This is a genomic window from Rhodanobacter terrae (assembly GCF_042657005.1).
GTDB classification, from domain to species: Bacteria; Pseudomonadota; Gammaproteobacteria; order Xanthomonadales; family Rhodanobacteraceae; genus Rhodanobacter; species Rhodanobacter terrae.
Genome location: NZ_JBHSNG010000002.1, coordinates 225691 through 251374, shown reverse-complemented (window position 1 = coordinate 251374; position 25684 = coordinate 225691). Strand labels below are relative to the sequence as shown.

Here is a 25684-nt window from a genome sequence, read left to right as displayed (position 1 = left end):
CGACCATTTCGTCGACCACGACACTGTATTAGCAATCTGCAAACACTGGATGCATCGCCGGATAACGTCGACGGGCGCAAGCTTTCGATTTCACCACCAACGGAGCACCGGATCATGTCAGTCAAAGCCATTCCCGCCGGTTATCACAGCATCACGCCGTCCGTCGTCGTCGACAACGCCGCCAAGGCGTTGAAGTTCTATCACGATGCGCTAGGCGCCAAGGAAACCTACCGCCTGCCCATCGGCGACAAGATCGGCCATGCCGAAATCCAGATCGGCGATTCGCGCCTGATGTTGTCGGACGAAATGCCGCAATGGGATGCGCTCGGCCCGAAGACCCGCGGCGGCGCGACCGGCAGCTTCATGATCTACGTTCCCGACGTAGACGCCGCCATCGATCGCGCCGTGAAAGCGGGTGCCAAACTCGTGCAGCCGGCCGAAAACCAGTTCTGGGGCGATCGCGTAGGCACCGTCGTCGACCCGTTCGGCCACAAATGGATGCTGGGCACGCACGTCGAGGACGTCAGCGAAGAGGAAATGAAACGGCGCGGAACCGAGTGGGCCAAGTCGCAGAAGATACACTGAGTCGTCTCGCCTTCGTCCGCGCGCGGCGTGGACCGGACTTGAGCGTCAAGGCCCCGGGCGGTGGCGTCACCGCTCCGGGCCTTGAGTGCATCCGGGTCTGATGCACCGCCACGGCCGCCGCGAGGTGGCCGGCGGGTCTGCCATGAACGGCAAAACGCAACCTTGTAGTTGCATTTCGACCGGTCATGGCACATGCTCATAGGCAACCAGGAGGTAGCGTATGAGCGATCGCATCGAAAAACGCATTCAACTGAATGCGCCGGTCTCGCGTGTATGGCGCGCACTGACCGACTACCGCGAATTCGGCGCGTGGTTCTGCGTCAAGCTTGCCGGGCCATTCGTGCGCGGCGGGGAAGCCGTCGGCCAGATCACGTATCCGGGCTATGAGCACGTCACCTGGCGGGCCGTGGTGCAACGGATCGAACCGAAGCGGCTGTTTTCCTTTACCTGGCACCCCTACGCCGTCGAACCGGGCGCGGACTACTCCGCCGAACCGCCGACCCTGGTCGAATTCCGCCTGCAGCCCGGCGGCGACGGCACCTTGCTGACCTTGACCGAATCGGGCTTCGACAGCATCCCGGCCGGCCGACGCGCCGAAGCGTTCCGCATGAACGACAACGGCTGGGCCCAGCAGATGGAAAACATCCGCCGCCATGTCGAGGAAAGCCATGGCAGCTAGCGCGCAGACCCGCCTGGCCCGCCAGTCGCCGAACGCAGCCATGGTATTCGCCGCCCTCGGCGACCCGACCCGGCTGGCGCTGGTGGTCAGGCTTTGCGATGGATCGCGTCGCTCGATAGCCCAGCTCAGCGACGGCCAGCCGCTGACCCGCCAGGCGATCAGCAAGCACCTGCGTGTGCTCGAGGACGCCCGTGTCGTCCGCAGCGAGCGCGCCGGCCGCGAAAACCTGTACGTCCTCGATCCGAAACCGATCGAGGGCCTTCGCAGCTACATCGAGCTGGTATCCCGTCAATGGGATACCGCGCTGGCACGACTCAAGTCTTTCGTGGAGGAGTGACATGCGCCAGCCGGGTTCCAACGTGCGAGCCCCCACACCTGTACCTTGCCGGTGGCAGATGACAACCCGCCATGCAGTAAGGTCGACATCCCGCATGCACATTCCGCGCGCGAACGGGCGAAGCGACTCATGATGAAGCCAGCAGTGATCGTGGTGATGGGCGTGTCGGGCAGCGGCAAATCCACGTTCGGGCGGGCGCTGGCTGACGCACTCGGCTGGGATTTCCTCGAAGGCGACGACATGCACCCGCCCCCGAACATCGAAAAAATGCATGCGGGCATCGCGCTCGACGACGATGATCGCCGCCCATGGCTGGATCACATCGCCGCCTGGATCGGCAGCGAAGAAAGCCGGGGGCGCCACGGTGTGGTGACCTGCTCCGCCCTCAAGCGCGCTTATCGCGACCGGTTGCGGCAGTCCGGCATGGCAGTGTGCTTCGTCTATCTCCGCGTGGAACCCAGCGAGCTGGAACAGCGCATGCGGCAGCGCAGCCATTTCATGCCGGCGGCGCTGCTCGACAGCCAGCTGCAGGCGCTGGAAGAACCTTTCCCGGATGAAGCGTCACTGACGTTGCCGGGAAACCGCACCATGGACGAGATGATGGCGGAGGTGCGCCACTGGTTGCAGCGTGGCGATGCCCGATCCACCGGCTAACCCGGTGCGAAAATGCCGCGTATCCAACGGCAGCCGGTACGGGATGCGTCTGGGCTGCCGCAGCCTGGTTCGACGGCACGCTCCAGGTCATTATGGCGCCTTCGTCTTGCCGGTGGCGATCCGTTCGTAATGCCGCATCTCCAGGATGCGGCTCACCCAGGGCTTGATGGCGGAGAAAAACTGCTGAAATTCCCCGCTCCGCCGAAAACCCTGCATGTGTCCTTCCACCGAATCCCACTCGATGCGCAGGATGTAGCAGGATGCCTCGTCCAGACAGCGCGACAATTCGTAGCCCATGCAGTGGGGCGACGCATCGAGGTTTAGCCCCGCCTTGGCGTAACCGGCCTCGAACGCATCGGCGTCCTGCGCGGGGATGTCGTATCGGATGTATTCCACGATCATGGGCTGTCTCCTGAGCAAGATACATAACTGGGCAAGATGCATACTTGCCGCCGTTGTAGTGCACTTCGCCGGCGCAAGCTACGCACCTCCAGGTAACCCGGAGCCGACCATGGATGCAGAGACCATCGCTCGTCGCCACACGTCGTTCGCGTGCCCGGTGGATGTCGCGCTGAGCATGATCAACGGCAAGTGGAAACCGTTGATCCTGTGGCAGCTGGCCACTCGACCGCGTCGCTTCGGCGATCTGCAAACGGCGATGCCCGACGTGTCGCACAAGGTGTTCACCCAGCAACTGCGTCAGCTGGAGGCCGATGGCGTGATTGAGCGCATCATCCGCGACCAGCCATCGGCCACCAGCGGATACCGGCTGACGGAATTCGGGTATACCTTGCGCCCCGCACTCGATGCGCTCGCTGCCTGGGGTAAAACCCACCACCGAGCGATCGGCGCCGACTACCCTGACAGGGAATGACGGATCGGTGCGAGCAGTAAGCACGCAGCCGTTTGGCGCCATGCCGCCCAGACTCCTAGAGATTTGCGAGCAGGCGCATCGTTGCATCGCGCTCGGTGTTCGGCCCTGCCTCGATTTTGGCAAGCGATGCCTTGGCCTCTGCGCGAAGCCTGTCCGCGGCAGCGCCGTCGCCGAGCGAGGCGTCGACGCGCGCAACGTCGGCCTCGGCGTGAGCAACGAGCGCGGCCGTATTCGGCGTGGTCGCCCTGGCCGCCACGAGGGCGCCTTCGAGTTGCGGCCTCGCTTCGCCGCTGCGACCGAGAGCCTGCAGGATCTCGCCGAACAACAGACGTGCCCTGATCGCCTTTTCAGAGCCTTGATCCGCCAGCGCGGCGTACACCCCGACAGCCTTGCCGGCAAAAGAGGCGGCGCGCTCGCGGGCGCCGCTCGCAGCCATGAGTTCGGCCTCGACGGCAAGCGCGAAAGCGACATCCGGATGGGCCTCCGGATAGTGCTTTCGCGCCTCAGCCAGTGCGTCATCGGCAATCGTTCGGGCTTCGCCGAAACGACCAAGCGCGATGAGTACTTCAGCCAGACTCGCGCGGTCGTAGCTGCGGCCGTTGTCGCCATAGTCGGCGCCGAGCAGCCGCTGTTTGCGGTCGATCGCGTCGCGCAAGCCCGCCGCGGAGTCGGCGTAAGCACCTTGCCTGAACCGGACCCGCGCCAGATTGCCCAGGCTCACCGCCTCGTTGAGCGCGGCCGCAGGCGCCGGCGCAAGCGCCCGATCGACCGCAATCGACTTCGCGTAGAACGCACTTGCTTCGTCTAGCCTGTCTTCGTGTGCCAGCACGACGGCGAGATCGTTGAGATGCCAGGACACCCGAGGATTGGGGCGCGGGTAGGCGCCGGCGTCGATGTCCACTACGTCGCGCATGAGCTGCTCGCCCTCGCCGTAGCGACCGAGTCGGATCAAGGCCGAGGTCAGGATCGTCATCGCGTCGGCCACCTCGGCGTGTCGGCTGCCGAGCCGGCTGCGCTTGCGCGCCAGTGCCTCGCGCAACAGCGGCTCCGCTTCGCCGGGGTGGCCGGCATCCATCAGTATCCAGCCGAGGTTCATCACCGCCTCGGTCAGCGCATCGCTGTCGCCCGGAAGCACGCGGCGCGCGAGCGCGAGCGCCTTGTTGCCGATGTCGATGGCCTTCGCCGATTCGCCGATACGTTCGTCGAGGCCGGCGAGCCACGCGAGGGCCTGCACTTCTTCCGGCGATTCGCGGTTCGGGCCCGCCTCGAACGCGTCGGTGGCGTTCTGAAGCCGCAACGCCGCCTCGCGAAACCGGCCCAGTTCGTCGGCCTCCTTCGCCAGCAGGTATTCGACGTGGAGCGTTCGCCTGTCCGTGACGCCGAACTGCGTCTTCGCCAGCGTCGCGGCTTCTTCGAGCGGCTGCCACGCACGGTCCGGATGGCCGCTGCGTCGCTCGAGATCACCGAGCAGCGCGAGAATCTCGACGCGCAGTGCAGGCTGCATCGCGAAATCGCGATCGGCCCGCTCGCGACCATGCGCAAGCAGCTCCTCGGCGGTTTCGTTCGCATCCGTTCCGTCCGGCCCGCTGTCGAACAGGCCTTCGAGAAACGATTTGAGCGCGTCCGCGCGCTGTGCCTCGCCTTCAGCGGCGAGCGCGTGCGTGTGCGCCTCCTGCGCGGCGCGGCGCGCAAGGCGCGCCTCGTGCAGGCCGACCGCTGTCGCGCCGGCGAGCACTGTTGCGACCGCGATACTGGCCGAGACAGCCAACGCATGCCGTTTTGCGAGCGTGAAAGCGCGATACGCGAACGTATCCGCCCGGGCCTGCAACGGCCGGCCGTCGAGGTAGCGTTCGACGTCGTCGCGCAACGCCGCAGCGCTCGCATAGCGGCGGTTCGGATCCAGCCGTGTCGCCATCTGCACGATCGCATGGAGGTCGACGCCAAGTTTTCGCCGCAGCGCCTCGTCGTCGAACCCCGACGCGTTCGCATCGGCGTGCTTGTCGGTACGGCGTGGCTGCAGACCACAGAGCACCTCGGCCAGCAGCACGCCGAGTGCATACACGTCGATCGCGGTCGTTGCGATGCCGCCGGCGAACTGTTCGGGAGCCGCGTACGAGCGAGTCAGCCGCTGCACCTCGGTGCGCGTCTGCTCGTCCTCGCCGGTCAGCAGCTTGGCGATGCCGAAATCGACGAGCTTGACGCATCCATCCGCACCGACGAGCACGTTGCTAGGCTTCAGGTCGCGATGCACGATCAGGCTGCGATGCGCGTGCTCGACCGCCGCAGACACGTCGATGAACAACGCGAGGCGCTCGCGCACGGCCAGGCCGCGCTGTTCGCAATGCGTGACGAGGTTGTCGCCGGCGACGAATTCGAGAGCCAGAAACGGCGTACCCGTCGGCGAGAACCCCGCATCCAGCAGCTGCGCGATGTGCGGATGCTGCAGTCGCGCGAGGATGCGCTGCTCGCGCAGAAAGCGCCGGCGTTCATCGGCGGCATGGACATCGAAGCGCAGCAGCTTGAGGGCGACCGTCTGCGGACCGCCGGGCAGTTCGCGCTCGGCCTCGAACACGCTGGCCATGCCGCCGGCGCCGACAAAACGAAGTACGCGATAGCCCGAGATGGCCGGCAGCGCGTCGGGGGGGCTGTCGGCGAGCGCCGGCAACCATTGCACCAGGCCGCGCTCGAGCGCCTCGATGCCGGGTGCATTGTCGAGCGCCTGCGCAACGAGCGCGCGCAATGTCGCGTCTTCGCAGTGTTTGAACAGCCAATCGGGCCGCCGGGCGGCGGGCACGTCGAACAGCCGATCGATCAGCGGTTCGATCTCGTGCCATCGTTGGGTAAAGTCGAAAATCATCGGCAGCTGGAATTTCCGTTCTGACATGTCCCTATAGCGCAATCACGCCGCAACTACCGACATCGCCTCATGCATCCGGCATCAGGCAAGTGGACAGGAACGTGCGCGCTTTCAGCCAGTCGCGCTCGACCGTGCGCGCATTGACGCCGATGATCTCGGCGATATCCGGGCTCGAAAGGTCGGCAAACAGCCGCAACTCGGCCACCCGGGCAAGGCGCTGGTCCAGGGCCGCGAGCCGGCTCAGCGCCTCGTCGATCGCCAGCACGTCGATGATTTCCGATCCCGCCTCGCCCGCCATCATCTCGGGCGCCTGACGTTTCTGTGCCTTCTTCCGCCGCGCGTGGTCGATCAGGATGTGGCGCATCACCTGGCTCATGTACGCATACAAGTGCGCGCGATCGGCAAACCTGACGTCGCTCTGATTGACCAGCTTCAGATAGGCCTCGTGGACCAGCGCCGTCGTCTCGATCGTATGCGCCGCCTCATGCGCCCGCTGGCGGCGCGCCAGATGGCGCAGCGTTGCGTAGATCTTCGGAATCAGCGCGTCGATCGCCGCGGGGTCGCTGCGCGCAAGCGTTTCCGTGATTTGGGGCTCTGCAGTCATGCGCGCCGAGGTCCCGGCAACCACGATCGGCAACGACGTTGTGCAGGCAGCGGTCCCGACCGTGTCGGTACAGGCGGCCTTTTTGCGCTGTAAGGAGAGATGGCACCGCTAGGGATGGCTGCAAGCCTTCGGAATGCCATCGCCCGTCTCATCCAAATGAGGATTGAAGTCATGTCAAATCATCGCCCTTCGTATGGCCCGCTCACAAGAGCCGCCACCCTTTTCGCCCTCGTCTTGGCGGGTTCCCTCGGTACCGCCGTCGCCGATGCGGGAACCGGCGCTACGCCATCGGCGGCCGCCGCGGCACAATCCGACTCCGCTGACGTCCCGCAAACCTACACCTATCAGACGGTCGACTATCCCGGTTCCTCGCTGACGATCTTCTGGGGAATCAACGATTTCGGCGAAATGGCCGGTCAGTACAGCATCAATGGCGGCACGTCGCACGCCATGGTTTATCGCCACGGCCGGTTCGAGCCGCTCGCTCCGGGCAGCCTAATGGGCACCTACTTCAGCGCCGCCGGCGGCCCCAACGATGTCGGCAGGATGTACGGTGGCTATGCCGATGCCTCGGAGCTGCAGCACGGCTTCGTAACCCGCGGGAGCCGCATCGAAACGGTCGACTTTCCAGGCCACCTCAACTCGAACGCGGACGGCATCAACCTGTTCGGCGCGATAGCCGGCGTGTACTGGGATGCCGACGGGGTCTACCACGGGGTATTGCGCCGGGGCTACGGGCTCGATACGCCGATCGACGTGCCTGGCGCGCGCGATACCTACCCACTCGGCATCAACGACAACGGCGAGGTTGTGGGCTATTGGGATATCAAACCGCCTCTGCAGCATGGTTTCCATCGCAGCGCAGACGGACAGCTCACGATGATCGACGTACCGAATGCGAACCACACGGCCGCTTTCGCGATCAATGACCTCGGCCAAATCGCCGGCTATTACGAAGACCAGTCCAAAGCCTTCCACGGCTTCGTGAAGACGCAGGGCCAATTCGTGAATGTCGACATGCCTGGTGCGGTGGGGACGGTCGTGACCGCGATCAACAATCTCGGCGCGGTCGCCGGCGAATACTTCGACGCCACCGGCAAGCAGCACGGATTCACCGCAACCCCCGCAGGCGCGGCGCTGTGGAACCGATCGAAGTAACGGCTCCACGGGGACGCCAGGCTTTCGTCAAACCCTGTTGAAAGCGTCAGAGAGACGGAGGCAGTCGAGTCGATCGACTGCCTCCGTACCTGGGGTTTTCCGGCCTGCTCCGACGTCTATGCCATCGATCCAGCCTCGTCGGGTGGGGCTTCTTATGCCGGTTTCCTCAACCCGATGGCGGGTTTGCCGGGTTCGGGTATCCTGAGCCCCCGTTTTGCCCGAGAGAGTGGATGATGAAGTGGACGAGTATCGCACTGGCCGTCGGCGCTCTGGCAGGCATGGCTGCTTCGCCGTCATGGGCTGCATCGTCCTCGGCGGCTCCCGAGGCGGGGCCGGCCATCCACGTCGAGGATGTTTACCGCTTCTACAAGATCTACGACGCTGCCCAGGGGCGGCCCTCGGACAGCCAGCTTCAGCGCGACTATCTCGACCCCGGTTCGGCGGGACTGCACCATCTGGCGACGTTACGAAATGTCACCGGTGCGTCGATCGCCAAGAACATGGAGGCGCACCCGGAAAACTATGCGGATGCCAAGCGCTGCATGGCCGTTCTGCCCCGCGTGCGCGAACGGCTGGGCGTCGCGCTGCGCCGGCTGGGGCAGCTTTACCCGCCCACGACATTCGCGCCGGCGACCATCGCCGTCGGTCGCGGCAAGCCGGTGGGCGTGACCGATGCGTCCGGCGTCATCATCGGTCTTGAAGCCCTTTGTGCAGTCAACTACCTCGATGCCAATGTCGAAGACCGGTTCGTGCATGTGCTCGTGCACGAATACGCCCACGTCCAGCAGGCGCTGCGGGCGCCGGCCTTCTACGACAATCCGAAACCCACGGTGCTCGAAGAGTCCTTGATCGAAGGCGCCGCCGAATTCACGGCCGAACTGGCTTCCGGCAGCGTCGCGTACACCGATCTGAAAGCAATGACGAAAGGGCACGAAAAGACCATCGAAGATGCTTTCGTCACCGATGAAGACAAGACCGATCTTTCCGCGTGGCTCTACAACGGCACGCTGACGAAGCCGGGGGATCTCGGCTACTGGGTCGGCTATCGCATCGCCAAGTCCTATTACCAGCATGCCGCCGACAAACGGCAAGCCATTCGCGACATTCTGGAAATGACCGATGCCAGGGCATTTCTGGCCAGAAGCCGATGGCATCCGGGTATTCGGTTGCAGTAGAGCGGCCAGTTGCCCGGCCGGCGTCAGCCCCGCCCCGGCCTGACATCAGGGTTTATTCTTGCGTAGCCCCATTTTCTTGCGCCACGAGGAACCCTCCATGCGCGGTTCTGACCCGGTTGGCTCTTCGCCAAGACCGGCGACGCGTGACCCTCGTCTCCTTTCACTCCCCCAAGCGCTACCATGCTGGCACTACACCCGCACAGCACCATCCCCGGGCGTCACCAACCCGGCAATGTCATGATCCCGAAGCTGCCTCCCCTTGCCGAAGTGCTCGACCTGGTCCCCGACGCGGTCTGCGTCGTCGATGCCGAGGGCCACTTCCTGTACGTCAATGGGTGCTTCGAGGAGATCTTCGGCTACGCACCCGGCGAAGTGCTTGGGCAGCGGATATTCGACCTGATCCATCCCGACGACCGCGCCGCGACCATGCAGCAGGCGCAACAGGTGATGGACGGCACGCCGCAGCGCCACTTCCGCAATCGCTACGTCCACAAGGACGGTCACAGCGTGGACATCCAGTGGTCGGCGCGCTGGCTGCCCGACTACGGTGTGCGCATTGGGGTGGCCCACGAGGTGACCGAACTGCGCCGCACCGAGCGCGAGCTCGAGCACCGCGCCAGCCACGATCCGCTGACCGGATTGTCCAACCGCCACCAGTTGCAGTGCGAGCTGCAATACGCCATCGCGCACGCGGCGCAGACCGGCGACGGCCTGGCGGTGCTTTACTTGGACCTCGACGATTTCAAGGAGGTCAACGACCGCGGCGGGCATGACGCCGGCGACCGCCTGCTGTGCGAGGTCGCACAGCGCCTGCAGCAAGGCCTTCGGCAGGGCGACCTGGTGGCCCGCGTCGGTGGCGACGAGTTTGTCGCGCTGCTGTCCGGCTGCCGCGATATCGAGGCAGCCCGCACAGTCGCCGATGGCCTGCGCGCCCGCCTGAGCCTGCCCTACATCCTGCCTGACGGCTTGTTCCAGCTGGATGCCAGCGTCGGAATCGCCTGTTTTCCCACCGACGGAAGCAACCCAGGCACCTTGCTGGCATACGCCGACCGCGCGATGTACGTGGACAAGCGCCAGCGGCCGCGACGCGGTGACGCCGACCTGAAGCGAGACATCGCCTCGGACGCCTGATCCCCCGTTATGGCGGGGCTGTCGCGGATTCCGGTTCGGCCTATCCTTCACACATTGCTCATTGCCAATCTCCGTCATGTGAGTAAGCTGCGACCCGCAGCATGGCGGCGAGCGTCGACCACAGGCCGATCGCGCAGCGGGATCGTCGTGCTGCCATGCCATGACCGCAGCGGCTCCCAGCTCAGCGCACCGCATCTCGCGCGTTTGGCGCAAAGTCATCCTGCTGCTTGCGACAACGGTGCTGGCCACCGCTTCAGCACGAGCCTCCGACAACTCCTGGCAGCTGATGGCCACGGGCGAGACAGGCGTTCCCGGCGGCTGGGTCCAGGTGCGCGAAAACGCCATCCAGGGCACCCGGCTGCACTTCTCCGACAACCTCAACGTGAACCGCATGCAGACATTCAGGCTGCAAGCGTGGAAGCCGCTTTCCGACGTGAGCGAGTTGCACATCGGCTTTTCCACCAGCCAGCTGGACGGCCACGCGTCGACCGCCGTACCGGTGTACTTCAACGGCGCCATCCTAGCGCCGGGGCGGCTCGCCACCATCACCCACTTCCAGGACTTTCTCGCCTTCGACGCCTCGTACTGGCATCGGCTGGTCGACTTCGGCAACGGCGGCCGCCTGTGGGGCAGCGTGGGCGCCACCTACGTCATGCTCAACTTCAAGCTGGGCGGCACCATCGCCGCCGACAGTGTCGGCAGCGAACTGAAGGAAGACTTCTACGTCCAGGAGCTGCCCGTTCCGATGCTGGGCCTGCATTTGCGCTATCCCCTCACCGACGCCCTGAAGTTGACCGCCGATATCGAGGTGGGCCGCCTGCCGTGGGTCGACAGCCTGCGTACCGAAGGCGGCGAGGTGCGTCTTGCGCAGACCGACGAAGAAGAAACTCTTGGCCTCGAGTATCGCTTCACCGCGCACTGGCAGGCGGTGGCGTACGCCTTCCACCGATACTTCGGCCAGAACGAGCGCAGCCGCGAAGACGGCAATGTCATCCGCCTGAGGTCGAGCGGCATCGGCCTTGGCGTCGGCTATCGGTTTTGAGGTTCGCGCGAATGCCGCCTCAGGGAAACGCATGCTCGCATCCCTGTTTTCGAGGCGCGAGCCATCCTCAAAGCCGCCGTGCGAAGAACTCCGCTTCCAGCGTCCACCTGTGGCCGTGGTCGTGCGAGCGTTCGCCGTACCAGCGGAAGCTGTCCGTGCGGATATCCGTCAATACCCAACGCATCGGATTGCCCTGGGCATCCCGGCCGGCCTGCACGATGCCCTTGCCGATACGCTGCGCGACAAACTCTTCGTGCGCGCCGGTGACCGGATTGATCCAGATGACTTTCCATGTCCTGTCGTTCGGGTCGAAGCTGCGCAAGGCAGTGCCGTAACGATTGTTCTTGCGCGACATGTCGGGCTTGCGTTGCGGGCGCGGCGGATCGATCCATACGTCCTGGATCGCGCGGCCATCCAGCACCCAGGCGAAATGCCACTCGCCGCGTGACTCGACAAGGCTGCCGTCTTCCGCGTAATCCACGACGCGCACGTCCCAGCTTCCGATCAGCCAGTCGTAAAGCGACGCAGCGTCGCCCAGTTCCGGATTCGCCTTTGCCGAGAGCAAGGCGGATACGAAACCCGAGTGGGTTTCGTGGGCCAAAGCAGGACGGGGCGACATGACGATCACTCCAAGCCCGATCAACCACGCGCAGACGATTCGACGCATGACGGGGGTGCTCCGCGGAAGAATTCCACGATCGTCAGGTTAGATCCGATCGAGCATGTCCGCTGTCGAAATCCTGCGCAGTTCGTGTGCCGTCGCGGTGCGGACGTTGCGCCGAAGGTCCGATGGCGTGATGCCATAGCGTGCGCGAAACGCAGCGGTGCAATGGCTGGGCGTGGCGAATCCGGCCTCCAGCGCGACCGCCGTCAGCGCGCCGTCGCTGTCGAGCACGGCAACGGGCGCATGCGCGAGGCGCATCTGCAGATATTGATGAATGGATGAGCCCAGTTCGCCATGGAAGACGCGGGCGAGATGGAATGGCGACCCATGCACCCGCCCAGGCGAGTTCCGCCAGCGTCCAGCGATACCCGGGCTCGGCCAGCTCCAGCACAAAACAATCATCGCCGCCGTGCGGATGGCTGACCCGATGGATTTCGCCGACGTTGAAGAACACGGCCTGCCCTGGATGCGCAACCACCTCTCGACCATCGTCGAGATGTTTGACGAACACGCCACGCAAGGGGAATGCCACGGTGTTGGCGGCCGCGGCTTCTGCGAACCTGCAAACATGATTGTGCGGACGGCATTGCACGTGGCGCGCACGTATCAGCTCGTCCGTGTGCCAAAGTCGGCTGCTCAGGCTCATGGCTCAGAATAATCCCGCGGCGGACGCTTCTTGAAGTACCTCCACCGCCGGCCTGAAGCAGCGGCGAAAGGACTGGTGGCTCAGCTATCTCCGACTCCGCGCCTGCGGGTTCCACCGCCTTTTTCCCCACCCGTCGCGAGCGCCTCCGCACAGCCCAGCGCAGTCGCTGCCGGCGTCATCTCCGTGCCGCGGATGCGCTGCAGATGCGCCAGGCCCCAGACCCGGGCGTGCTCCACCAGCGGCAGGACCGTGCTGCCGTAGTCGCTGAGGCGGTACTGCACCGGCGCGGGCACCGGTCCCGTCGAAAGGCGCTCGACCAGTCCGTCGGCCTCCAGTTCCCGCAGCTGCTCGGTCAACACCTTGTGTGAGATCGGCGCGACGCGGCGTAGCAGCGCGGAGAAATGATGGGTCTCGTGGGCGAGCCAATAGAGGATCGTGAGTTTCCATCGGCCGCCGACTGCGACGAAGGCCGCGTGCAGCGGACACTCGGCGAGCGGATGGGGCTTCGCAAACAGATACGCACCTCGACGTGCCGTCTTGTCGCTGGACATGGATGCCTCTAGCGTTCGGTCAACGATGACGTTGGAGGATGCCATGCCGGGCCATTGTCGTGCACTGTTGTTCTGGGTGGCCGTCATGGGGTTGCCCTGTCTGCCGGTCGCGCACGTCCGCGCGCAGCCGGTGCAAGGCGGCCATCGCGGGGCGACGACGCCGCGCGATGGCCAGCATGATTTCGATTTCGAGATCGGCACATGGGAAACACGCCTGAAGCGGCTCGTACACCCCTTGTCGGGATCGAACGAATGGGCGCAATACAAGGGCGTCACCACCGTGCGCAAGATCTGGGACGGGCGCGCCAACCTGGTCGAGCTGACGGCCGACGGCCCGACCGGCCATTTCGAAGGCCTGAACCTGCGCCTCTACAACCCCCGGTCGCATCAATGGAGCCTCAACTTCGCCAATAGCCGCGGCGGAACGCTGGGACAACCGACGATCGGCCGATTCACCGACGGCCGCGGCGAGTTCTACGACCAGGAAGACTTCGATGGACGCGCGGTATTCGTCCGTTTCGTGATCACGCCGCTCGACGCCGACACCATCCGCTTCGAGCAGGCGTTCTCCGACGATGGCGGCAAGACCTGGGAGGTCAACTGGGTGGCGACGGACAGGCGGCTGAAGTAGCACGCGCCCATGTCGGATCGAACTCGAACAGAGCCGTTCGGCGGGGAGCGTCCGGCATCAGGTCGATGCGAACGCCGCCGGTGGCGACATCGAACGACGGCCGTGCCCGAAGACCGAACGCAGCCGCCGCCTGCACGATGCTCTCGCTGGCGCAGCCCAGGCTGACGAAGAGGTGATGATCGTCGGGATCGACGGCGTCGCAGCGTCGCCGCAGATCGGCCAGCACGACGATGCCGCCCTCGTCGAACCGGAACTGCCATGGCTGCGTGTTGTGGCTGCGGGCCGCCAGCGTGGCGTACCGAACGAGCTCCCTTTGCGCTTCCGGCAACGGCGGATCGGTGTGGTCGCTGTGCCGCCAGGTGGCGCGGACAGCCTGTTCGTACGCAGAGCTTCCACGGGCGTTCGCGGGAGCAAGCTACCCCCGCCGACGGCAACGGTCGCCCCGCCGGTGGCGGCCACGATCAGAAACCGGCGGCGTCCTTGATGGATCTCGGGCACCGCTGCCGAATCTGCGGCGGCGCCATCGTTTCGTTCCATCTCGATCGGCTCCGGTCGAAGCAAGGTCGCAGCGGAAATCCTTGGCGGGAGGGCGGACGGGAGGCGGCTCCGCGGCGGCGAGCGCCGCGGCTTGCGCATCGTCGAACAGGCGCGAGCGCGCGATGAAGCGCACGCCGTCCACCGCCTCCAGCGAGAAGCTGTCGCCGCCGCCATCGACGACGTCGATGCACAGCTGGCAACGCGCCACGTACCGGAAATGCGCCGCGGCGACATAGAACGGACAGCCGTCTATCACGCCCAGCAGCACGTCCTGCTGGCCGACGCGGAAATCCGCTGCGCGGAAGCACATCGGCGCGCTGCCCTCGCAACAGCCGCCGGAGAGGTGAAAGATCAACTCGCCATGTTGCGCACGCAATTGCCGCAGCAAGTCCAGCGCTCTGTCGGTGAAGACGACCCGGTCGGGCAGCATCATGTTCTCCAGGAAGTTCCGGCCCGGCCATCGAGACCGGACCGGTATGCGAGCGGTGAGGCTCTCAGAACAGCCCGGCAGCGTGGGTGTCGTAGCTGACCAGCAGGTTCTTGGTCTGCTGGTAGTGATCGAGGATCATCTTGTGCGTCTCGCGGCCGAAGCCCGACAGCTTGTAGCCGCCAAAGGCGGCATGCGCCGGATACTGGTGATAGCAGTTGGTCCACACGCGGCCGGCTTCGATGGCGCGGCCGACGCGATAGGTGTTGTGGACGCTGCGCGACCACACGCCGGCGCCGAGGCCATACACGGTGTCGTTGCCGATCGCGATGGCATCGTCCAGATCCTTGAAGCGGGTCACCGAGAGCACCGGCCCGAAGATTTCCTCCTGGAAAATGCGCATGCCGTTGTCGCCGGAAAACACCGTCGGCTGCATGAAGAAGCCCTTGTCGAACCGGCCGCCGAGCTGCGCCCGTGCGCCGCCGGTGAGGCACTTGGCGCCTTCCTGCCGGCCGATGTCGACGTAGCCGAGGATCTTCTCCAGCTGACCGGCCGAGCACTGCGGTCCCATCTGCGTGGTCGGGTCCAGCGGATCGCCGACCTTGATCTTCGCCACGCGGGCCACGGCGCGGTCGACGAACTCCTCGAAGATCGAATCCTGCACCAGCGCGCGCGAGGGGCAGGTGCACACCTCGCCCTTGTTGAAGGCGAACAGCGCAAAGCCTTCCAGCGCCTTGTCGAGGAAGTCGTCTTCATGCTCCATGACGTCGGCGAAGAAGATGTTCGGCGACTTGCCGCCCAGCTCCATGGTCTGCGGGATGATGGTCTCTGCGGCGTATTGCATGATCTGCCGGCCGGTGGTGGTTTCGCCGGTGAAGGAGATCTTGGCGATGCGGGGGCTGCGCGCCAGCGGCGTGCCGACCTCCGAACCGTGCCCGAACACGACGTTGAGCACGCCCGCCGGCAACAGATCGCCGATCAGATCCATCAGCACGGCCAGGCTCATCGGCGTATCCGATGCCGGCTTGATCACGACACAATTGCCGGCCGCCAGCGCCGGCGCCATTTTCCAGGCCGCCATCAGCAGCGGGAAGTTCCACGGAATGATCTGTCCCACCACGCCCATCGGTTCCTTGAAGTGGTAGGCGATGGTGTCGTGGTCGATTTCCCCGATGCTGCCCTCCTCCGCGCGGATGCAGCCGGCGAAGTAGCGGAAGTGGTCGGCCGCCAGCGGGATGTCGGCGTTGAGCGTTTCGCGGATGGGCTTGCCGTTGTCGCGGGTTTCGACCCGCGCCAGCAACACCACGCTGGCCGTGATGCGGTCGGCGATGCGATTGAGGATGGCGGCGCGGTCGGCGGGCGAAGTGCGTGCCCAGCCTTTCCGCGCGGCGTGCGCGGCGTCCAGCGCAAGCTCGACATCGTCCGCGTCCGAGCGCGCGATCTCGCACAGCACGCTGCCGTCGATGGGGCTGATGTCGGTGAAGTAGCGTCCCTTCGCCGGCGCCTTCCACTCGCCGCCGATGAAATTGTCGTAACGGGTCCGCAGGTGGCTCTCGTCGGCTGCGGGCTGCTTCAGCGCTTCGTATGCCATGGTCGTGCTCCGAATCGGTCGGGGGAAAGACGGGCTGCGGCCTGAGGGAGCTCACGCGATCGGGATCGCGTCCTCAGCCTCTCTCGCAGGTTCCGAGCGTGCGACGGGTCGGCGGGCCGGACATTGATCAGGATCAAGTTCGGAGGCGCATCGATTCGGCCAGCGCAGACGCTTCGGCAGGGATCATGTCAGTGGTGTTACGACGAGCCGGTAGTTGACCCAAATCATCTTGCATCGCCACCCCGCCGCATAACCTCGTGCACGACATCCTGTCTGCAACGAGGAACGTTCCATGGCAAAGACGATGAAAGCGGCAGTCGTGAGGGAATTCGGCAAACCCCTGAGCATCGAGGAAGTGGCTGTTCCGATACCCGGGCCCGGCGAGGTGCTGGTCAAGATCGTGGCCACCGGGGTGTGCCATACCGATCTGCACGCGGCCGACGGCGACTGGCCGGTGAAACCGACGGTGCCGTTCATTCCCGGGCACGAAGGCGCCGGCATCGTCGCGGCGGTAGGCCCCGGCGTGACCCATCTCAAGCAAGGCGACGCGGTAGGCATTGCGTGGCTGCACGATGCCTGCGGCGGCTGCGAGTACTGCGTCACCGGCTGGGAAACGCTGTGCGAAAGCCAGCACGACAGCGGCTACAGCGTGAACGGCAGCTTCGCCGAATACGCCATAGGCGCAGCCGACTACGTGGCCAGGCTGCCCCACGATGTCGACTTCGCGCAGATGGCGCCGATCCTGTGCGCCGGCGTCACCACGTACAAGGGCATCAAGGAGACCGAGGCCCGTCCCGGCGAATGGATCGCGATTTCCGGCATCGGCGGCCTCGGCCATGTCGCCATCCAGTACGCCAAGGCCATGGGCCTGCATGTGGTGGCCCTGGACGTGAGCCAGCAGAAGCTCGATCTGGCACGGCAGCTGGGCGCCGACGCGGCCTTCAACGCCCGCGACAGCGATGTCGCCGGCCAGGTCATCGAGGCCACCGGCGGCGGCGCACATGGCGTACTGGTGACAGCCGTCTCCCCGCCGGCCTTCTCGCAGGCACTGCGCCTGGTCAGACGCAAGGGAACGGTAGCCCTGGTGGGCCTGCCGCCGGGCGACTTCGCCACACCGATTTTCGACGTGGTACTCAAACGCATCACCTTGCGCGGCTCCATCGTCGGCACCCGCAAAGACCTGGCCGAGGCCGTCGCGTTCGCCGCCGAAGGCAAGGTGCGCGCGCACATCCACCACGCCCGCCTGGAAGACATCAACACCGTGTTCGCCAACCTCAAGGCCGGCACGGTCGACGGGCGCATCGTGGTCACGCTCTGAAACTTTCGGCATGCCCGGTGGACGGGCATGCCGAAGCCCGATGCAGAGAAGGCCATCCCGCTGGCCCGGTCAGGCGGCGGTCCCGTCCGTGTCGATTCCGCTCGCCTCCGTTCGTCGCATACAGGAACGCGACCATCCCGGCCGCCCACCCGCCAAGGAGACAGCCATGTCCTATATCGACGGTTTCGTGATCGCCGTGCCCAACGCCAACCGCGAGCAGTTCATCGGGCACGCCAGGACTTTTGACGCCATTTTCCTGGAATACGGCGCCACCCGCGTGACGGAGTGCTGGGGCGACAACGTGCCCGAAGGCAAGCTCACCGACTTCCGCCGCGCCGTGCAGGCAAAGGAAGACGAGTCCGTGGTGTTTTCCTGGATCGAATGGCCCGACAAGGCCACCCACGACGCCGGCATGGAGAAATTCATGAAGGATCCCCGCATGGCAGCCGCCAGCGACATGCCCTTCGACGGCAAGCGCATGATATTCGGCAGCTTCGCGCCGGTGATCAGCCTGGGGGCGTAGCCGGACCGGCGGCGACGCCATACCTGTCCGCCACGCCACGATCGCCGGTGACCTACCGCATGCAGCCGGCAGAAGGGAAGACTGGTCGATCGGGTAGGGAGCCGGAATCCTCCGGCCCCCTCCCACACCACCGTACGTGCGGTTCCGCATACGGCGGTTCACGAGTGACACTGAAGATATCGGCTGGTATCAAACATCGAGACCAACAGCAGCCGGTCGAAGAAGGCTTTCGGGAAGGCGTGATTCATATGGCTGGCACCGCTGTTCCACCACCGGCCTCGCCCGTTGTGCCCCGAGTGCCAAGCCCGTGCCTCCGACAGCCCTTGCTTGCGCAGCATCGCGGTACGCCGCTGACGCGTCTTGGCCTGCCGCCATAGCAGGCAGCGCAGCCGACGCCGCAACCATCCGTCGAGGTCCTTCCATGCCGTCTTGCTCTCGCTGAGCTGGAAGTACCCGGTCCATCCACGAAGCACCGGATTCAGTGTCTCGATGGTATGGGTCAGGCTTCGCCCGCGCCCCCGACGCAACAGCTCACGCACTCGGTCGGTCAGACGCGTCACGCTTGGGAATGTCCACCGCGCGCACCACCGTCGGCAGGTAGCTGCCGACCAGCAAGGCTGCTCTGACGCGGGGCCAGTGCCTCTTCAACCAGTCCTTGAACGATCCCACCGTCAGGCCATCGACCCCCGGTGCGCCACCGTTGCGAACCACTTTCTGATACGCCGCCCACACGTTGCTGCGTTCGATCACGGCTTCCATCAGCCGTGACACCTCCGCTTTCGTTTGCCCGGCTGCCGCCGTGATCGACTCGGCACCACACGGCCTACCCACGGGATACTGTCCCGCCTCTTGGCCCTTGGCCCCGGCTTCCCGGGCTTCTGCCTTGCCATCGTTCATCGAGGTTCCACCGTCCTAATCGCGGTCTCTCATGTTCGGCCCTTCGGTCGTACCGCACCTACTATGGCCTCGGCTGACTTCTCGCTCCGCCTTGCGGCGTCGCCCTTTCAGGCATGAGGCGAGATCTCCCCGGGTATGACGCACCTGCCTTCCCGCTTATGCCTGTCGGATCTACGCCACGTCGTCTGTGCAAGTACCGGGCTTTGACCTTTATGGCTGCCTCACCCCAACGTGTCGCCTCGTATCCGCTTCCTGTTCGTCAGGCCAACGTTTTGCTTCCGGCTTCCTTCAGACGCCCGATCGCCCGAAGCGCCCTTGCCTTCCGCTAATCCTTCCCCTTGCCGGGTGGATAGAGGACTTTCACCTCCAAGCAGGTGCGCCCTGCCGGGCGCACCATAAAAAAGGCGCCCTTTCGGGCGCCTCCGGCTCAGGGGCGTGAGCTCACCATCACCCGTCCTTGTTATTCCCACCGAACCTCCGATGTCTGCACCGCTGACATCCTGTCGGCTCGTTATGGCTGTGGGCAATGAAAAGATACGTAATGGGCCCCAAACCCGACACTGGCATTTCCTACAGTAGCCGTCTGCTACGGCATCGTGCCTTCGGTACCAGCGTGGCCATGAAGCGTCACCAAACCCGGGCCGGGTCACTCGACTCCGGTTTCCCGCAGGTACTCACTCGGCGGATCGGCGACCGACCCACAGGCGTTGGGCCCCCGCCCCGTGCCCGGCGAGCTTGTCGCAGGGATTGCGCAGCCGGCAGCGATCGACCGACAGACAGCCGCAGCCAATGCAGTCATCGAGGGTGTCGCGCAACTTCTTGAGCTGTGCCATGCGCTCGTCCAGATCGGCACGCCATGCGGCGGACAATCGTGCCCAGTCGGCGCGGGTCGGCGCGGCGGTGGCAGGCAACGTCGCCAGCGCCGCAGCGATGTCGGTCGATGCGATGCCTACCCGCTGGGCCACGCGGATGAACGCCACGTGCCTCAGCACGGCTCGCGCATAACGTCGCTGGTTGCCCTGCGTGCGGTCGCTGCTGATCAGCCCCCTGGCTTCGTAGAAATGCAGGGCCGATACCGAAACGCCGGCGCGCCGCCTGACGATCGCACGCCTCAGCGCAGAAGATCCATTTTCGGTCGGCGCAGGCGCCTCGGCGCAAATGATTGTTGACGCACAATCATTGTATTAATACAATTATTTCATGAAAACGACCCATGTGCCCACAAGGCAGATCGAGCCGCGCCCAAGCCTGATCCTGGCGATTTGCTGCCTCAGCCTGCTGATGGTCGCGATGGATGTCACCATCGTCAACGTCGCGCTCCCCTCGATTCACCGCGACCTGAGCGCATCGATTTCCGGACTGCAGTGGGTGATCGATGCCTACACGATGGTGGTGGCCAGCTTGTTGATGATGGCCGGCTCGATGGCGGACCGCTTCGGGCGCCGGCGCGTATTCCTGATCGGCCTGGCCGTCTTCATGCTCGGTTCGCTGCTGTGCAGTCTGGCTACGAACATCCACGGCCTGATCGCCTTCCGCGTATTGCAGGCATTGGGCGCCACCATGCTGAATCCGGTGGCGATGTCCATCATCGTCAATACCTTTCATGAACCCAAGGCACGCGCCCGCGCGATCGGCATATGGGGTGCCGTGGCCGGCGTGTCGATGGCATTGGGGCCGCTGATCGGCGGTGTCCTCACGCAAAGCATCGGCTGGCGTTCGATCTTCTGGGTCAACCTGCCGATCGGCATGGCGGCGATGGTGCTGGCGACGCTCTACATACCCGAGTCGAAGGCGGCGCAGCCGCGACAGGTGGATCCGGTCGGACAGACGTTGGTCTTTGTCGCACTCGCCCTGCTGACTTACGCCGTTATCGAAGGGCCGCACATCGGCTGGAATACGCCGGTCATCGCAGGTGCGTTCACTTCGGTCGCGCTCGCCATCGTGGCCTTGCTGGTCTACGAGCCACGACGGAAAGAGCCGCTGATCGACCTGCGCTTCTTCCGCAGCGCCCCCTTCAGCAGCGCCACCGTGATCGCTATCTGCAGCTTCTCGGCTTTCTCCGGCTTTCTGTTCCTCAATACCATCTACTTGCAGGAGGTTCGTGGCTACTCCGCATTCCAGACCGGCTTGTGCACGCTGCCGATGGCTCTCGCAACCATCGTTTGCTCACCTCTCTCCGGCAGGCTGGTCGCTACCCGCGGTACGCAGCCGTCGCTGCTGATCTCCGGTACGGCGACCACCATCAGCGCGTTGATGCTCACGCAATTGTCCGCAGCGACGCCGCTGGCTCTGCTGCTGGTGAGCTACGTGATCTTCGGTATCGGCTTTGGCATGGTGAACGCCCCCATCACCAACACCGCCGTTTCAGGCATGCCGAAGGCGCAAGCCGGGCTGGCCGCCGCGGTGGCGTCCACCAGCCGGCAAGTCGGCGTATCCCTCGGCGTGGCGATTGCCGGTACCATTGCCGGAGCCAGGGGCGTGCTGCGCAACTTCCCTCAAACAACGCATCCGTTCTGGTGGCTGGTCGGCGGCGGCGGCGCGGCCGTCGTTTTTCTGGGCTGGCTTTCCAGCACGGCATGGGCCCACGGCACCCGGCGCCACGCTGCGCATTTGCTGGAAGAGGTGCCCACGGGAGCAGCGGTGTGAACAAGGCAGTACCGAAAGCGAGTGATACCGACTTCATCTGGCAAACCCTGGTCGCATGGGTAATGGACAGCCGCGGCGACTGGCGGCGCAAGGTCACCGACGCCACCGGATTGCCGTTCAGCCGGATACGCGCACTCAAGCGGCTCGGTGCCGGCCCGATGACGCTCAAGGATCTCGCGGACGCCATGTCCACCGACGCACCGGCTGCGACCGTCGCCATCAACGATCTGGAAAACCGCGGCCTGGTCGAACGCTACCCTCATCCTGAAAACCGGCGCGCGAAGCTGGTATCGATCACGGCCGCGGGCCGCAGCGTCATGGCCGCTACGCGCCGGGTCGTCGAAACAACGCCGCCTGCCCTGCAGGGTTTGTCAGCCACGGACATCAAGACCTTGCGAAGCATTCTGGACAAGATCGTGGCCCATCAGGAATCACGAGCCGAAGACTGACCGAAGTTCGAAAAACCCGGTCGGTGCGGGCTGGCCGGGATTTGACGGCATTGATGGAGTGCCGGGGCGACGACGTGCCCGACGGCAAGCTCACCGCCTTCCGCCGCGCCGTGCGGGCAATGGACGACGAGTCCGTGATGGTTCTCGCCACTCGCCTGGCTTGGTGCTATGGCTGTCGCACCCTCTTCGCTATCGGGAAAAGAGATGCCTGACCTTCCCCTGCGCTGCTCCATGGTTTCCGTGGTGGTCGTCCGGGGTACCGGCGAGGACGCCCGTACCCTGCTCGTGCACCGCGCCGGTGCGCACCTGCATGGGCTGTGGACCTACGTGGCCGGACACATCGAGCCGGGCGAAAAAGCCTGGCAGACCGCCTTGCGCGAACCGCACGAGGAAACCAGCCTGCACGCCGCCGCCCTGTATTCGGCCGATCGCTGCGAAACCTTCTACGACGTGCGCGACGAGTGCATCGCCATCGTGCCGGCTTTCGGCGCCTTCGTGGATGCCGACGCCGAGGTCCACCTGAACCACGAACACGACGACCACGCATGGGTGACGTTCGCCGAAGCCATCGCCCGGCTTCCCTTCAGCGGGCAACGCGATATGTACGCCGATGTCCAGCGCGAGTTCGTACTGCGGACACCGCCGGACGCACTGCGCATGCCCTGCTGACGACGAGCCCGGCAGCTTTGTCTCGACGGAAATTGTCCCTGAGGGCTCGCTTCACTCCAGAATGCACGCGACAGTCTCAAGCCGCCGCCAGCACCTTGCGCACCGTCTTCGGCGCCGTCACCTCCAGCAACGCTTTCGCCGCCCCACTCGGCTCGTGCCGACCCTGCTCCCAGTCCTGCAGCGTGCGCACCGATACGCCAGGCATCGCCGCGAAATCGGCCGGCGACAGACCCCGCTTGAGCTGCGCCTCGGTGGCCAGAGTGACTTCGACATGGAAAACACGGCCGGCATTTATGTCTCGAATCGCCTGCAGAACCTCTTCGCCGATATGGCGCATGCTGTCGCGCTTGATCAGCTGCGCCTAAGTCATCTTCGCCATGGACAAACTCCTCTTTTCAAGCCTTGAGAAGGTACGCAGGGATGTTCTCCATTGCGTCCTTGCCATAATTGGTAATCGCGTCACGATTCCGGAATGACGAACAAAATCGGTGCGTCCCTAGTTGTCATGCGCCGCATGCATGCGACGGATGCGCACCGTGCTGCCGCCTTCATAAGTCACTACGTAGGTGGAGCCTTCATGCGTCTGCTGCGCCACGTGCACGGGGTCGGCCTGGATGGCTTTCTGCAGAGCGTCCTGGTGAAACGCCGCCAGATCGCCTTCCGGAATCAGCATGAGGGGCGGGCTGATCTGCTGGAAGCTGGTGAAGTGGCCGCCGCATTTGGTCGTTGAGGCGTCGAACTTGAGCCAGCCTTGGCCGCAGCTCACGCCAGATACCTCCGGCAGGCGCTTGAGCCAGATGAAATACTTGTTCTCGTGAGTGATCCAGACCCGGTTGTGTCGAGCATCGTTACCGCCGACATCGTCCGACTTCCAGAAGCGGACCAGCGAAGCCTCATGGCAATCGGCCGATGCGCATTCCTGCAGCACCAGATATTCGTTGTCCTGCAGATGGATGGGCTCGATGCTGAGGATGTCGTCCTTCACCAGCGCCTGTGCCGGGAACACCACCGAAGGCATGCGCGGATCGACCTTGAAGTCGCCGGAGATCAGATAGCCGCCGTGTTGCGACGAGTACGCCGGCGCAGTGACCTTCACCGCGGGCAGAGTGGTTTGCGCCGAGGCGACGAGACTCGCCAAGGCCAGGCTACCTAGCCATAGGGTGCGTGCGGATTTCATCGGGCCTCCTAGCCATGGACGAAACGGCCGCCGCTAAGGCGCATGGCGGCGAATCGTGTTGCCATCGTAGCAAACACCTATAGGACCAGGTCCAATGAGCGGAACGCGTGGTCGCCGAGAACAGCCATTCGAAATTGCCGTCCGCAACTTCATTCATCCGCGCTCCGTGGGGACGCTCTGATTTTTCTCGTCATCCCGGAATCGCGAAGCGACATCCGGGACCCAGCGCCCTTGTGCATCACCGCGTGACGCGAAAGGCACGGGATGACCAGCCCTTCGGCTGTCGAGAGCTACGCCTTCGCGGGAATGACGAAAACGGAGGTTGATCAGAGTTTCTTCAGGAGTGTCGATCTGCGCCCCCATCGTTCGTCGAAAAGAAGAAGAGCATCCTTAATCGCCCTGAACCCGGAGAACCCCCATGGTCAGCAAGAACACGATTTGCCTTTGGTACGACGGCACCGCGCTGGACGCTGCAACGTTCTACGCCAAGACGTTCCCGGATAGCGCCGTGGGTGCCGTCCATCGTGCGCCGGGTGACTATCCCGCGGGCAAGCAGAGCGATGTGCTGATGGTGGAGTTCACGGTCATGGGCATCCGGTGCCTGGGCCTGAACGGCGGGCCCAGGGTGCCGCACACCGATGCGTTCTCGTTCCAGGTGGCGACCGACGACCAGGCCGAAACCGACCGCTTGTGGAACTCGATCGTCGGCAACGGCGGCCAGGCCAGCGCCTGTGGCTGGTGCAAGGATCGGTGGGGCCTGTCGTGGCAGATCACCCCGCGCGCCCTGATTGCTGCGGTCACCGATCCCGATCCCGCCGCAGCCAAGCGCGCGTTCGACATTATGATGAAGATGACGAAGATCGACATCGCCGTGATCGAGGCTGCCCGTCGCGGCTGAGGAAACCGAAGGACATAACGATGATGGCTTGGCCACGCCAGTCGGCGCTTCGACTCCACCCGCCCGCGGCGTCAGACTACGTTCAGCGCGAACGGTGAGAGAGCCGTATTGCCCAAGCCGGTGCCATTCCACCCCCTTTTTTTCATGACGTCATGCCATCCCCTGGAGCCCTCCCATGATCCCCACCATCACCGCCTTCGAACGGTCGCCCGATCGCGGCAAGGGGCTCGCGCGCGACATGCGCGTTCGCTGGGCACTCGAAGAAGCGGGCCAGCCTTACGAGGTTCGTCTTGTTTCGTTCAGTGCGATGAAGGAACCCGCGCATCGGGCGCTTCATCCTTTCGGGCAGATACCCACTTACGAAGAAGGCAATCTCGCCCTGTTCGAGTCCGGGGCCATCGTGTTGCATATCGCGGAGCACCATGCGGGCCTGCTGCCGGACGAGGCGAATGCCCGGGCGCGTGCGATCGCATGGATGTTTGCTGCGGTCAATACGGTAGAGCCGCCCATCCTCGAGCTCCAGACCGCCAAGTTGCTGGAGGGCGACAAGCCCTGGACCGAGCAGCGCCTGCCTCTGGTCCTGGATCGCATCCGTCACCGGCTGGGCGAGCTTTCCGTCCGCCTCGGCGATGCCGACTGGCTCGACGGTGCGTTCAGCGTGGGCGACCTCATGATGATCGGCGTGCTGCTCAGGTTGAGAGCATCGGGCCTGCTGGACGAATACCCGAACCTCGCCGCCTATGTCGCCCGCGGCGAAGCACGGCCCGCGTACAAGCGCGCCTTCGCCTCGCAATGGGCAGTGTTCGCCGGCTCCAGGCTTCCTACCTGATGTTCTTCAACGTCGAGCGGCGAACGACACCAGGCCGCGGCGTCCGGCGCGGCATTCACGTAGGGGTGGATCGTGCATTCCGCCTCCCGCGGTTCGTCCCCGGTAACGGCATTCCTCAACCTGGTGGCCGCCAAT

General features: G+C 64.8%; 33 protein-coding genes. 19 read left to right on the top strand and 14 right to left on the bottom strand.

Annotated elements, in window-relative coordinates:
- Positions 1–114: 114 nt before the first annotated feature.
- The 4 genes from ACFPPB_RS03120 to ACFPPB_RS03105 all read left to right on the top strand — a co-directional run bounded on the left by ACFPPB_RS03120 (position 115) and on the right by ACFPPB_RS03105 (position 2255).
- Positions 115–585 (top strand): VOC family protein, encoded by a 471-nt coding sequence (locus ACFPPB_RS03120; RefSeq protein WP_377324301.1) that lies wholly within the window; start codon positions 115–117, stop codon positions 583–585.
- 220 nt (positions 586–805) lie between these two features.
- Positions 806–1264: an SRPBCC family protein gene (locus ACFPPB_RS03115; protein WP_377324299.1), complete on the top strand. Its 459-nt coding sequence runs from the start codon at positions 806–808 to the stop codon at positions 1262–1264.
- Positions 1254–1601 carry an ArsR/SmtB family transcription factor gene (locus ACFPPB_RS03110; RefSeq protein WP_377324297.1) on the top strand — a complete coding sequence of 116 codons (348 nt, stop codon included), beginning with the start codon at positions 1254–1256 and terminating at the stop codon, positions 1599–1601. The genes ACFPPB_RS03115 and ACFPPB_RS03110 overlap by 11 nt, the downstream gene beginning before the upstream one ends.
- A gap of 129 nt (positions 1602–1730) precedes the next feature.
- On the top strand, positions 1731–2255 hold the full coding sequence (locus tag ACFPPB_RS03105; RefSeq protein WP_377324295.1) for a gluconokinase: 525 nt from the start codon (positions 1731–1733) through the stop codon (positions 2253–2255).
- Between the two features lie 90 nt (positions 2256–2345).
- Here the strand turns inward: ACFPPB_RS03105 and ACFPPB_RS03100 are convergent, their stop codons facing one another.
- Positions 2346–2657 carry an antibiotic biosynthesis monooxygenase family protein gene (locus ACFPPB_RS03100; protein WP_377324293.1) on the bottom strand — a complete coding sequence of 104 codons (312 nt, stop codon included), beginning with the start codon at positions 2655–2657 and terminating at the stop codon, positions 2346–2348.
- On the opposite strand from ACFPPB_RS03100, the gene ACFPPB_RS03095 reads away from it, so the two are divergent.
- Complete coding sequence (locus tag ACFPPB_RS03095; RefSeq protein ID WP_377324291.1) at positions 2641–3129, top strand: winged helix-turn-helix transcriptional regulator; 489 nt, start codon at positions 2641–2643, stop codon at positions 3127–3129. The two genes, ACFPPB_RS03100 and ACFPPB_RS03095, sit on opposite strands and share 17 nt — an antisense overlap.
- Positions 3130–3184: 55 nt before the next feature.
- On the opposite strand, the gene ACFPPB_RS03090 is transcribed toward ACFPPB_RS03095, so the two are convergent.
- Both ACFPPB_RS03090 and ACFPPB_RS03085 read right to left on the bottom strand, forming a co-directional pair.
- On the bottom strand, positions 3185–5986 hold the full coding sequence (locus ACFPPB_RS03090; RefSeq protein ID WP_377324289.1) for a serine/threonine-protein kinase: 2802 nt from the start codon (positions 5984–5986) through the stop codon (positions 3185–3187).
- 67 nt (positions 5987–6053) lie between these two features.
- Entirely contained in the window at positions 6054–6590 is a 537-nt protein-coding gene (locus ACFPPB_RS03085) for an ECF-type sigma factor (protein WP_377324287.1), read from the bottom strand.
- Positions 6591–6761: 171 nt separating this feature from the next.
- Here ACFPPB_RS03085 and ACFPPB_RS03080 point away from each other — a divergent pair, with 171 nt between their 5' ends.
- From ACFPPB_RS03080 to ACFPPB_RS03065, 4 genes are all read left to right on the top strand, one after another.
- The gene (locus ACFPPB_RS03080) at positions 6762–7748 is read left to right on the top strand and encodes a hypothetical protein (RefSeq protein WP_377324285.1); all 987 of its coding nucleotides are present in this window, start codon (positions 6762–6764) and stop codon (positions 7746–7748) included.
- Positions 7749–7978: 230 nt separating this feature from the next.
- On the top strand, positions 7979–8923 hold the full coding sequence (locus ACFPPB_RS03075; RefSeq protein ID WP_377324283.1) for a DUF2268 domain-containing putative Zn-dependent protease: 945 nt from the start codon (positions 7979–7981) through the stop codon (positions 8921–8923).
- Positions 8924–9160: 237 nt separating this feature from the next.
- Positions 9161–10054 carry a diguanylate cyclase domain-containing protein gene (locus ACFPPB_RS03070; protein ID WP_377324281.1) on the top strand — a complete coding sequence of 298 codons (894 nt, stop codon included), beginning with the start codon at positions 9161–9163 and terminating at the stop codon, positions 10052–10054.
- Between the two features lie 160 nt (positions 10055–10214).
- Positions 10215–11096: a hypothetical protein gene (locus ACFPPB_RS03065; protein WP_377324279.1), complete on the top strand. Its 882-nt coding sequence runs from the start codon at positions 10215–10217 to the stop codon at positions 11094–11096.
- A 67-nt stretch (positions 11097–11163) separates the two neighbouring features.
- On the opposite strand, the gene ACFPPB_RS03060 is transcribed toward ACFPPB_RS03065, so the two are convergent.
- Positions 11164–11715, bottom strand: coding sequence for a hypothetical protein (locus ACFPPB_RS03060; protein ID WP_377324277.1), 552 nt, complete (start codon positions 11713–11715; stop codon positions 11164–11166).
- 87 nt (positions 11716–11802) lie between these two features.
- The gene (locus tag ACFPPB_RS03055) at positions 11803–12162 is read right to left on the bottom strand and encodes a helix-turn-helix transcriptional regulator (protein ID WP_377324498.1); all 360 of its coding nucleotides are present in this window, start codon (positions 12160–12162) and stop codon (positions 11803–11805) included.
- Positions 12163–12187: 25 nt separating this feature from the next.
- Between ACFPPB_RS03055 and ACFPPB_RS03050 the strand changes: the two genes are divergently transcribed.
- Positions 12188–12418: a hypothetical protein gene (locus tag ACFPPB_RS03050; protein WP_377324506.1), complete on the top strand. Its 231-nt coding sequence runs from the start codon at positions 12188–12190 to the stop codon at positions 12416–12418.
- A 68-nt stretch (positions 12419–12486) separates the two neighbouring features.
- Here ACFPPB_RS03050 and ACFPPB_RS03045 read toward each other — a convergent pair whose 3' ends face one another.
- A complete protein-coding gene (locus tag ACFPPB_RS03045; protein WP_377324275.1) occupies positions 12487–12957 on the bottom strand; it encodes a winged helix-turn-helix transcriptional regulator in 471 nt (156 codons plus the stop codon).
- Here ACFPPB_RS03045 and ACFPPB_RS03040 point away from each other — a divergent pair.
- Positions 12944–13588 carry a hypothetical protein gene (locus ACFPPB_RS03040; RefSeq protein ID WP_377324273.1) on the top strand — a complete coding sequence of 215 codons (645 nt, stop codon included), beginning with the start codon at positions 12944–12946 and terminating at the stop codon, positions 13586–13588. The two genes, ACFPPB_RS03045 and ACFPPB_RS03040, sit on opposite strands and share 14 nt — an antisense overlap.
- On the opposite strand, the gene ACFPPB_RS03035 is transcribed toward ACFPPB_RS03040, so the two are convergent.
- From ACFPPB_RS03035 to ACFPPB_RS03025, 3 genes are all read right to left on the bottom strand, one after another.
- The gene (locus ACFPPB_RS03035) at positions 13554–13916 is read right to left on the bottom strand and encodes a hypothetical protein (protein WP_377324271.1); all 363 of its coding nucleotides are present in this window, start codon (positions 13914–13916) and stop codon (positions 13554–13556) included. The genes ACFPPB_RS03040 and ACFPPB_RS03035 overlap by 35 nt on opposite strands.
- 87 nt (positions 13917–14003) lie before the next feature.
- Positions 14004–14558 carry a DUF779 domain-containing protein gene (locus ACFPPB_RS03030; RefSeq protein ID WP_377324269.1) on the bottom strand — a complete coding sequence of 185 codons (555 nt, stop codon included), beginning with the start codon at positions 14556–14558 and terminating at the stop codon, positions 14004–14006.
- A gap of 61 nt (positions 14559–14619) precedes the next feature.
- The gene (locus tag ACFPPB_RS03025; protein ID WP_377324267.1) at positions 14620–16143 is read right to left on the bottom strand and encodes an aldehyde dehydrogenase family protein; all 1524 of its coding nucleotides are present in this window, start codon (positions 16141–16143) and stop codon (positions 14620–14622) included.
- Positions 16144–16435: 292 nt separating this feature from the next.
- On the opposite strand from ACFPPB_RS03025, the gene adhP reads away from it, so the two are divergent.
- Positions 16436–17461, top strand: a complete 1026-nt coding sequence (gene adhP / locus ACFPPB_RS03020; RefSeq protein ID WP_377324265.1) for an alcohol dehydrogenase AdhP — start codon at positions 16436–16438, stop codon at positions 17459–17461.
- A 166-nt stretch (positions 17462–17627) separates the two neighbouring features.
- A complete protein-coding gene (locus ACFPPB_RS03015; protein WP_377324263.1) occupies positions 17628–17984 on the top strand; it encodes a DUF1428 domain-containing protein in 357 nt (118 codons plus the stop codon).
- A 158-nt stretch (positions 17985–18142) separates the two neighbouring features.
- Here the strand turns inward: ACFPPB_RS03015 and ACFPPB_RS03010 are convergent, their stop codons facing one another.
- The 3 genes from ACFPPB_RS03010 to soxR form a co-directional block, all read right to left on the bottom strand.
- A complete protein-coding gene (locus ACFPPB_RS03010) occupies positions 18143–18544 on the bottom strand; it encodes a group II intron maturase-specific domain-containing protein (protein ID WP_377324261.1) in 402 nt (133 codons plus the stop codon).
- Complete coding sequence (locus tag ACFPPB_RS03005; RefSeq protein ID WP_377324259.1) at positions 18516–18755, bottom strand: hypothetical protein; 240 nt, start codon at positions 18753–18755, stop codon at positions 18516–18518. The genes ACFPPB_RS03010 and ACFPPB_RS03005 overlap by 29 nt, the downstream gene beginning before the upstream one ends.
- An 800-nt stretch (positions 18756–19555) precedes the next feature.
- Positions 19556–20041 carry a redox-sensitive transcriptional activator SoxR gene (gene soxR / locus ACFPPB_RS03000; RefSeq protein ID WP_377324496.1) on the bottom strand — a complete coding sequence of 162 codons (486 nt, stop codon included), beginning with the start codon at positions 20039–20041 and terminating at the stop codon, positions 19556–19558.
- 40 nt (positions 20042–20081) lie between these two features.
- Between soxR and ACFPPB_RS02995 the strand changes: the two genes are divergently transcribed.
- The 4 genes from ACFPPB_RS02995 (at position 20082) to ACFPPB_RS02980 (ending at position 22645) form a co-directional block, all read left to right on the top strand.
- Entirely contained in the window at positions 20082–21527 is a 1446-nt protein-coding gene (locus ACFPPB_RS02995; RefSeq protein WP_377324257.1) for an MFS transporter, read from the top strand.
- Between the two features lie 62 nt (positions 21528–21589).
- The gene (locus ACFPPB_RS02990; protein WP_377324255.1) at positions 21590–21976 is read left to right on the top strand and encodes a MarR family winged helix-turn-helix transcriptional regulator; all 387 of its coding nucleotides are present in this window, start codon (positions 21590–21592) and stop codon (positions 21974–21976) included.
- Positions 21977–22029: 53 nt separating this feature from the next.
- Complete coding sequence (locus tag ACFPPB_RS02985; protein WP_377324494.1) at positions 22030–22188, top strand: DUF1428 family protein; 159 nt, start codon at positions 22030–22032, stop codon at positions 22186–22188.
- Positions 22181–22645: an NUDIX hydrolase gene (locus ACFPPB_RS02980; RefSeq protein WP_377324253.1), complete on the top strand. Its 465-nt coding sequence runs from the start codon at positions 22181–22183 to the stop codon at positions 22643–22645. Before ACFPPB_RS02985 ends, ACFPPB_RS02980 begins: the two co-directional genes overlap by 8 nt.
- 76 nt (positions 22646–22721) lie before the next feature.
- Here ACFPPB_RS02980 and ACFPPB_RS02975 read toward each other — a convergent pair whose 3' ends face one another.
- A complete protein-coding gene (locus tag ACFPPB_RS02975) occupies positions 22722–22982 on the bottom strand; it encodes a helix-turn-helix domain-containing protein (protein WP_377324251.1) in 261 nt (86 codons plus the stop codon).
- Positions 22983–23141: 159 nt separating this feature from the next.
- Positions 23142–23822: a hypothetical protein gene (locus tag ACFPPB_RS02970; RefSeq protein ID WP_377324249.1), complete on the bottom strand. Its 681-nt coding sequence runs from the start codon at positions 23820–23822 to the stop codon at positions 23142–23144.
- Positions 23823–24240: 418 nt separating this feature from the next.
- Here ACFPPB_RS02970 and ACFPPB_RS02965 point away from each other — a divergent pair, with 418 nt between their 5' ends.
- Positions 24241–24720, top strand: a complete 480-nt coding sequence (locus ACFPPB_RS02965) for a VOC family protein (protein ID WP_377324247.1) — start codon at positions 24241–24243, stop codon at positions 24718–24720.
- Positions 24721–24895: 175 nt separating this feature from the next.
- Positions 24896–25549: a glutathione S-transferase family protein gene (locus tag ACFPPB_RS02960; protein WP_377324245.1), complete on the top strand. Its 654-nt coding sequence runs from the start codon at positions 24896–24898 to the stop codon at positions 25547–25549.
- Positions 25550–25684: the final 135 nt, after the last annotated feature.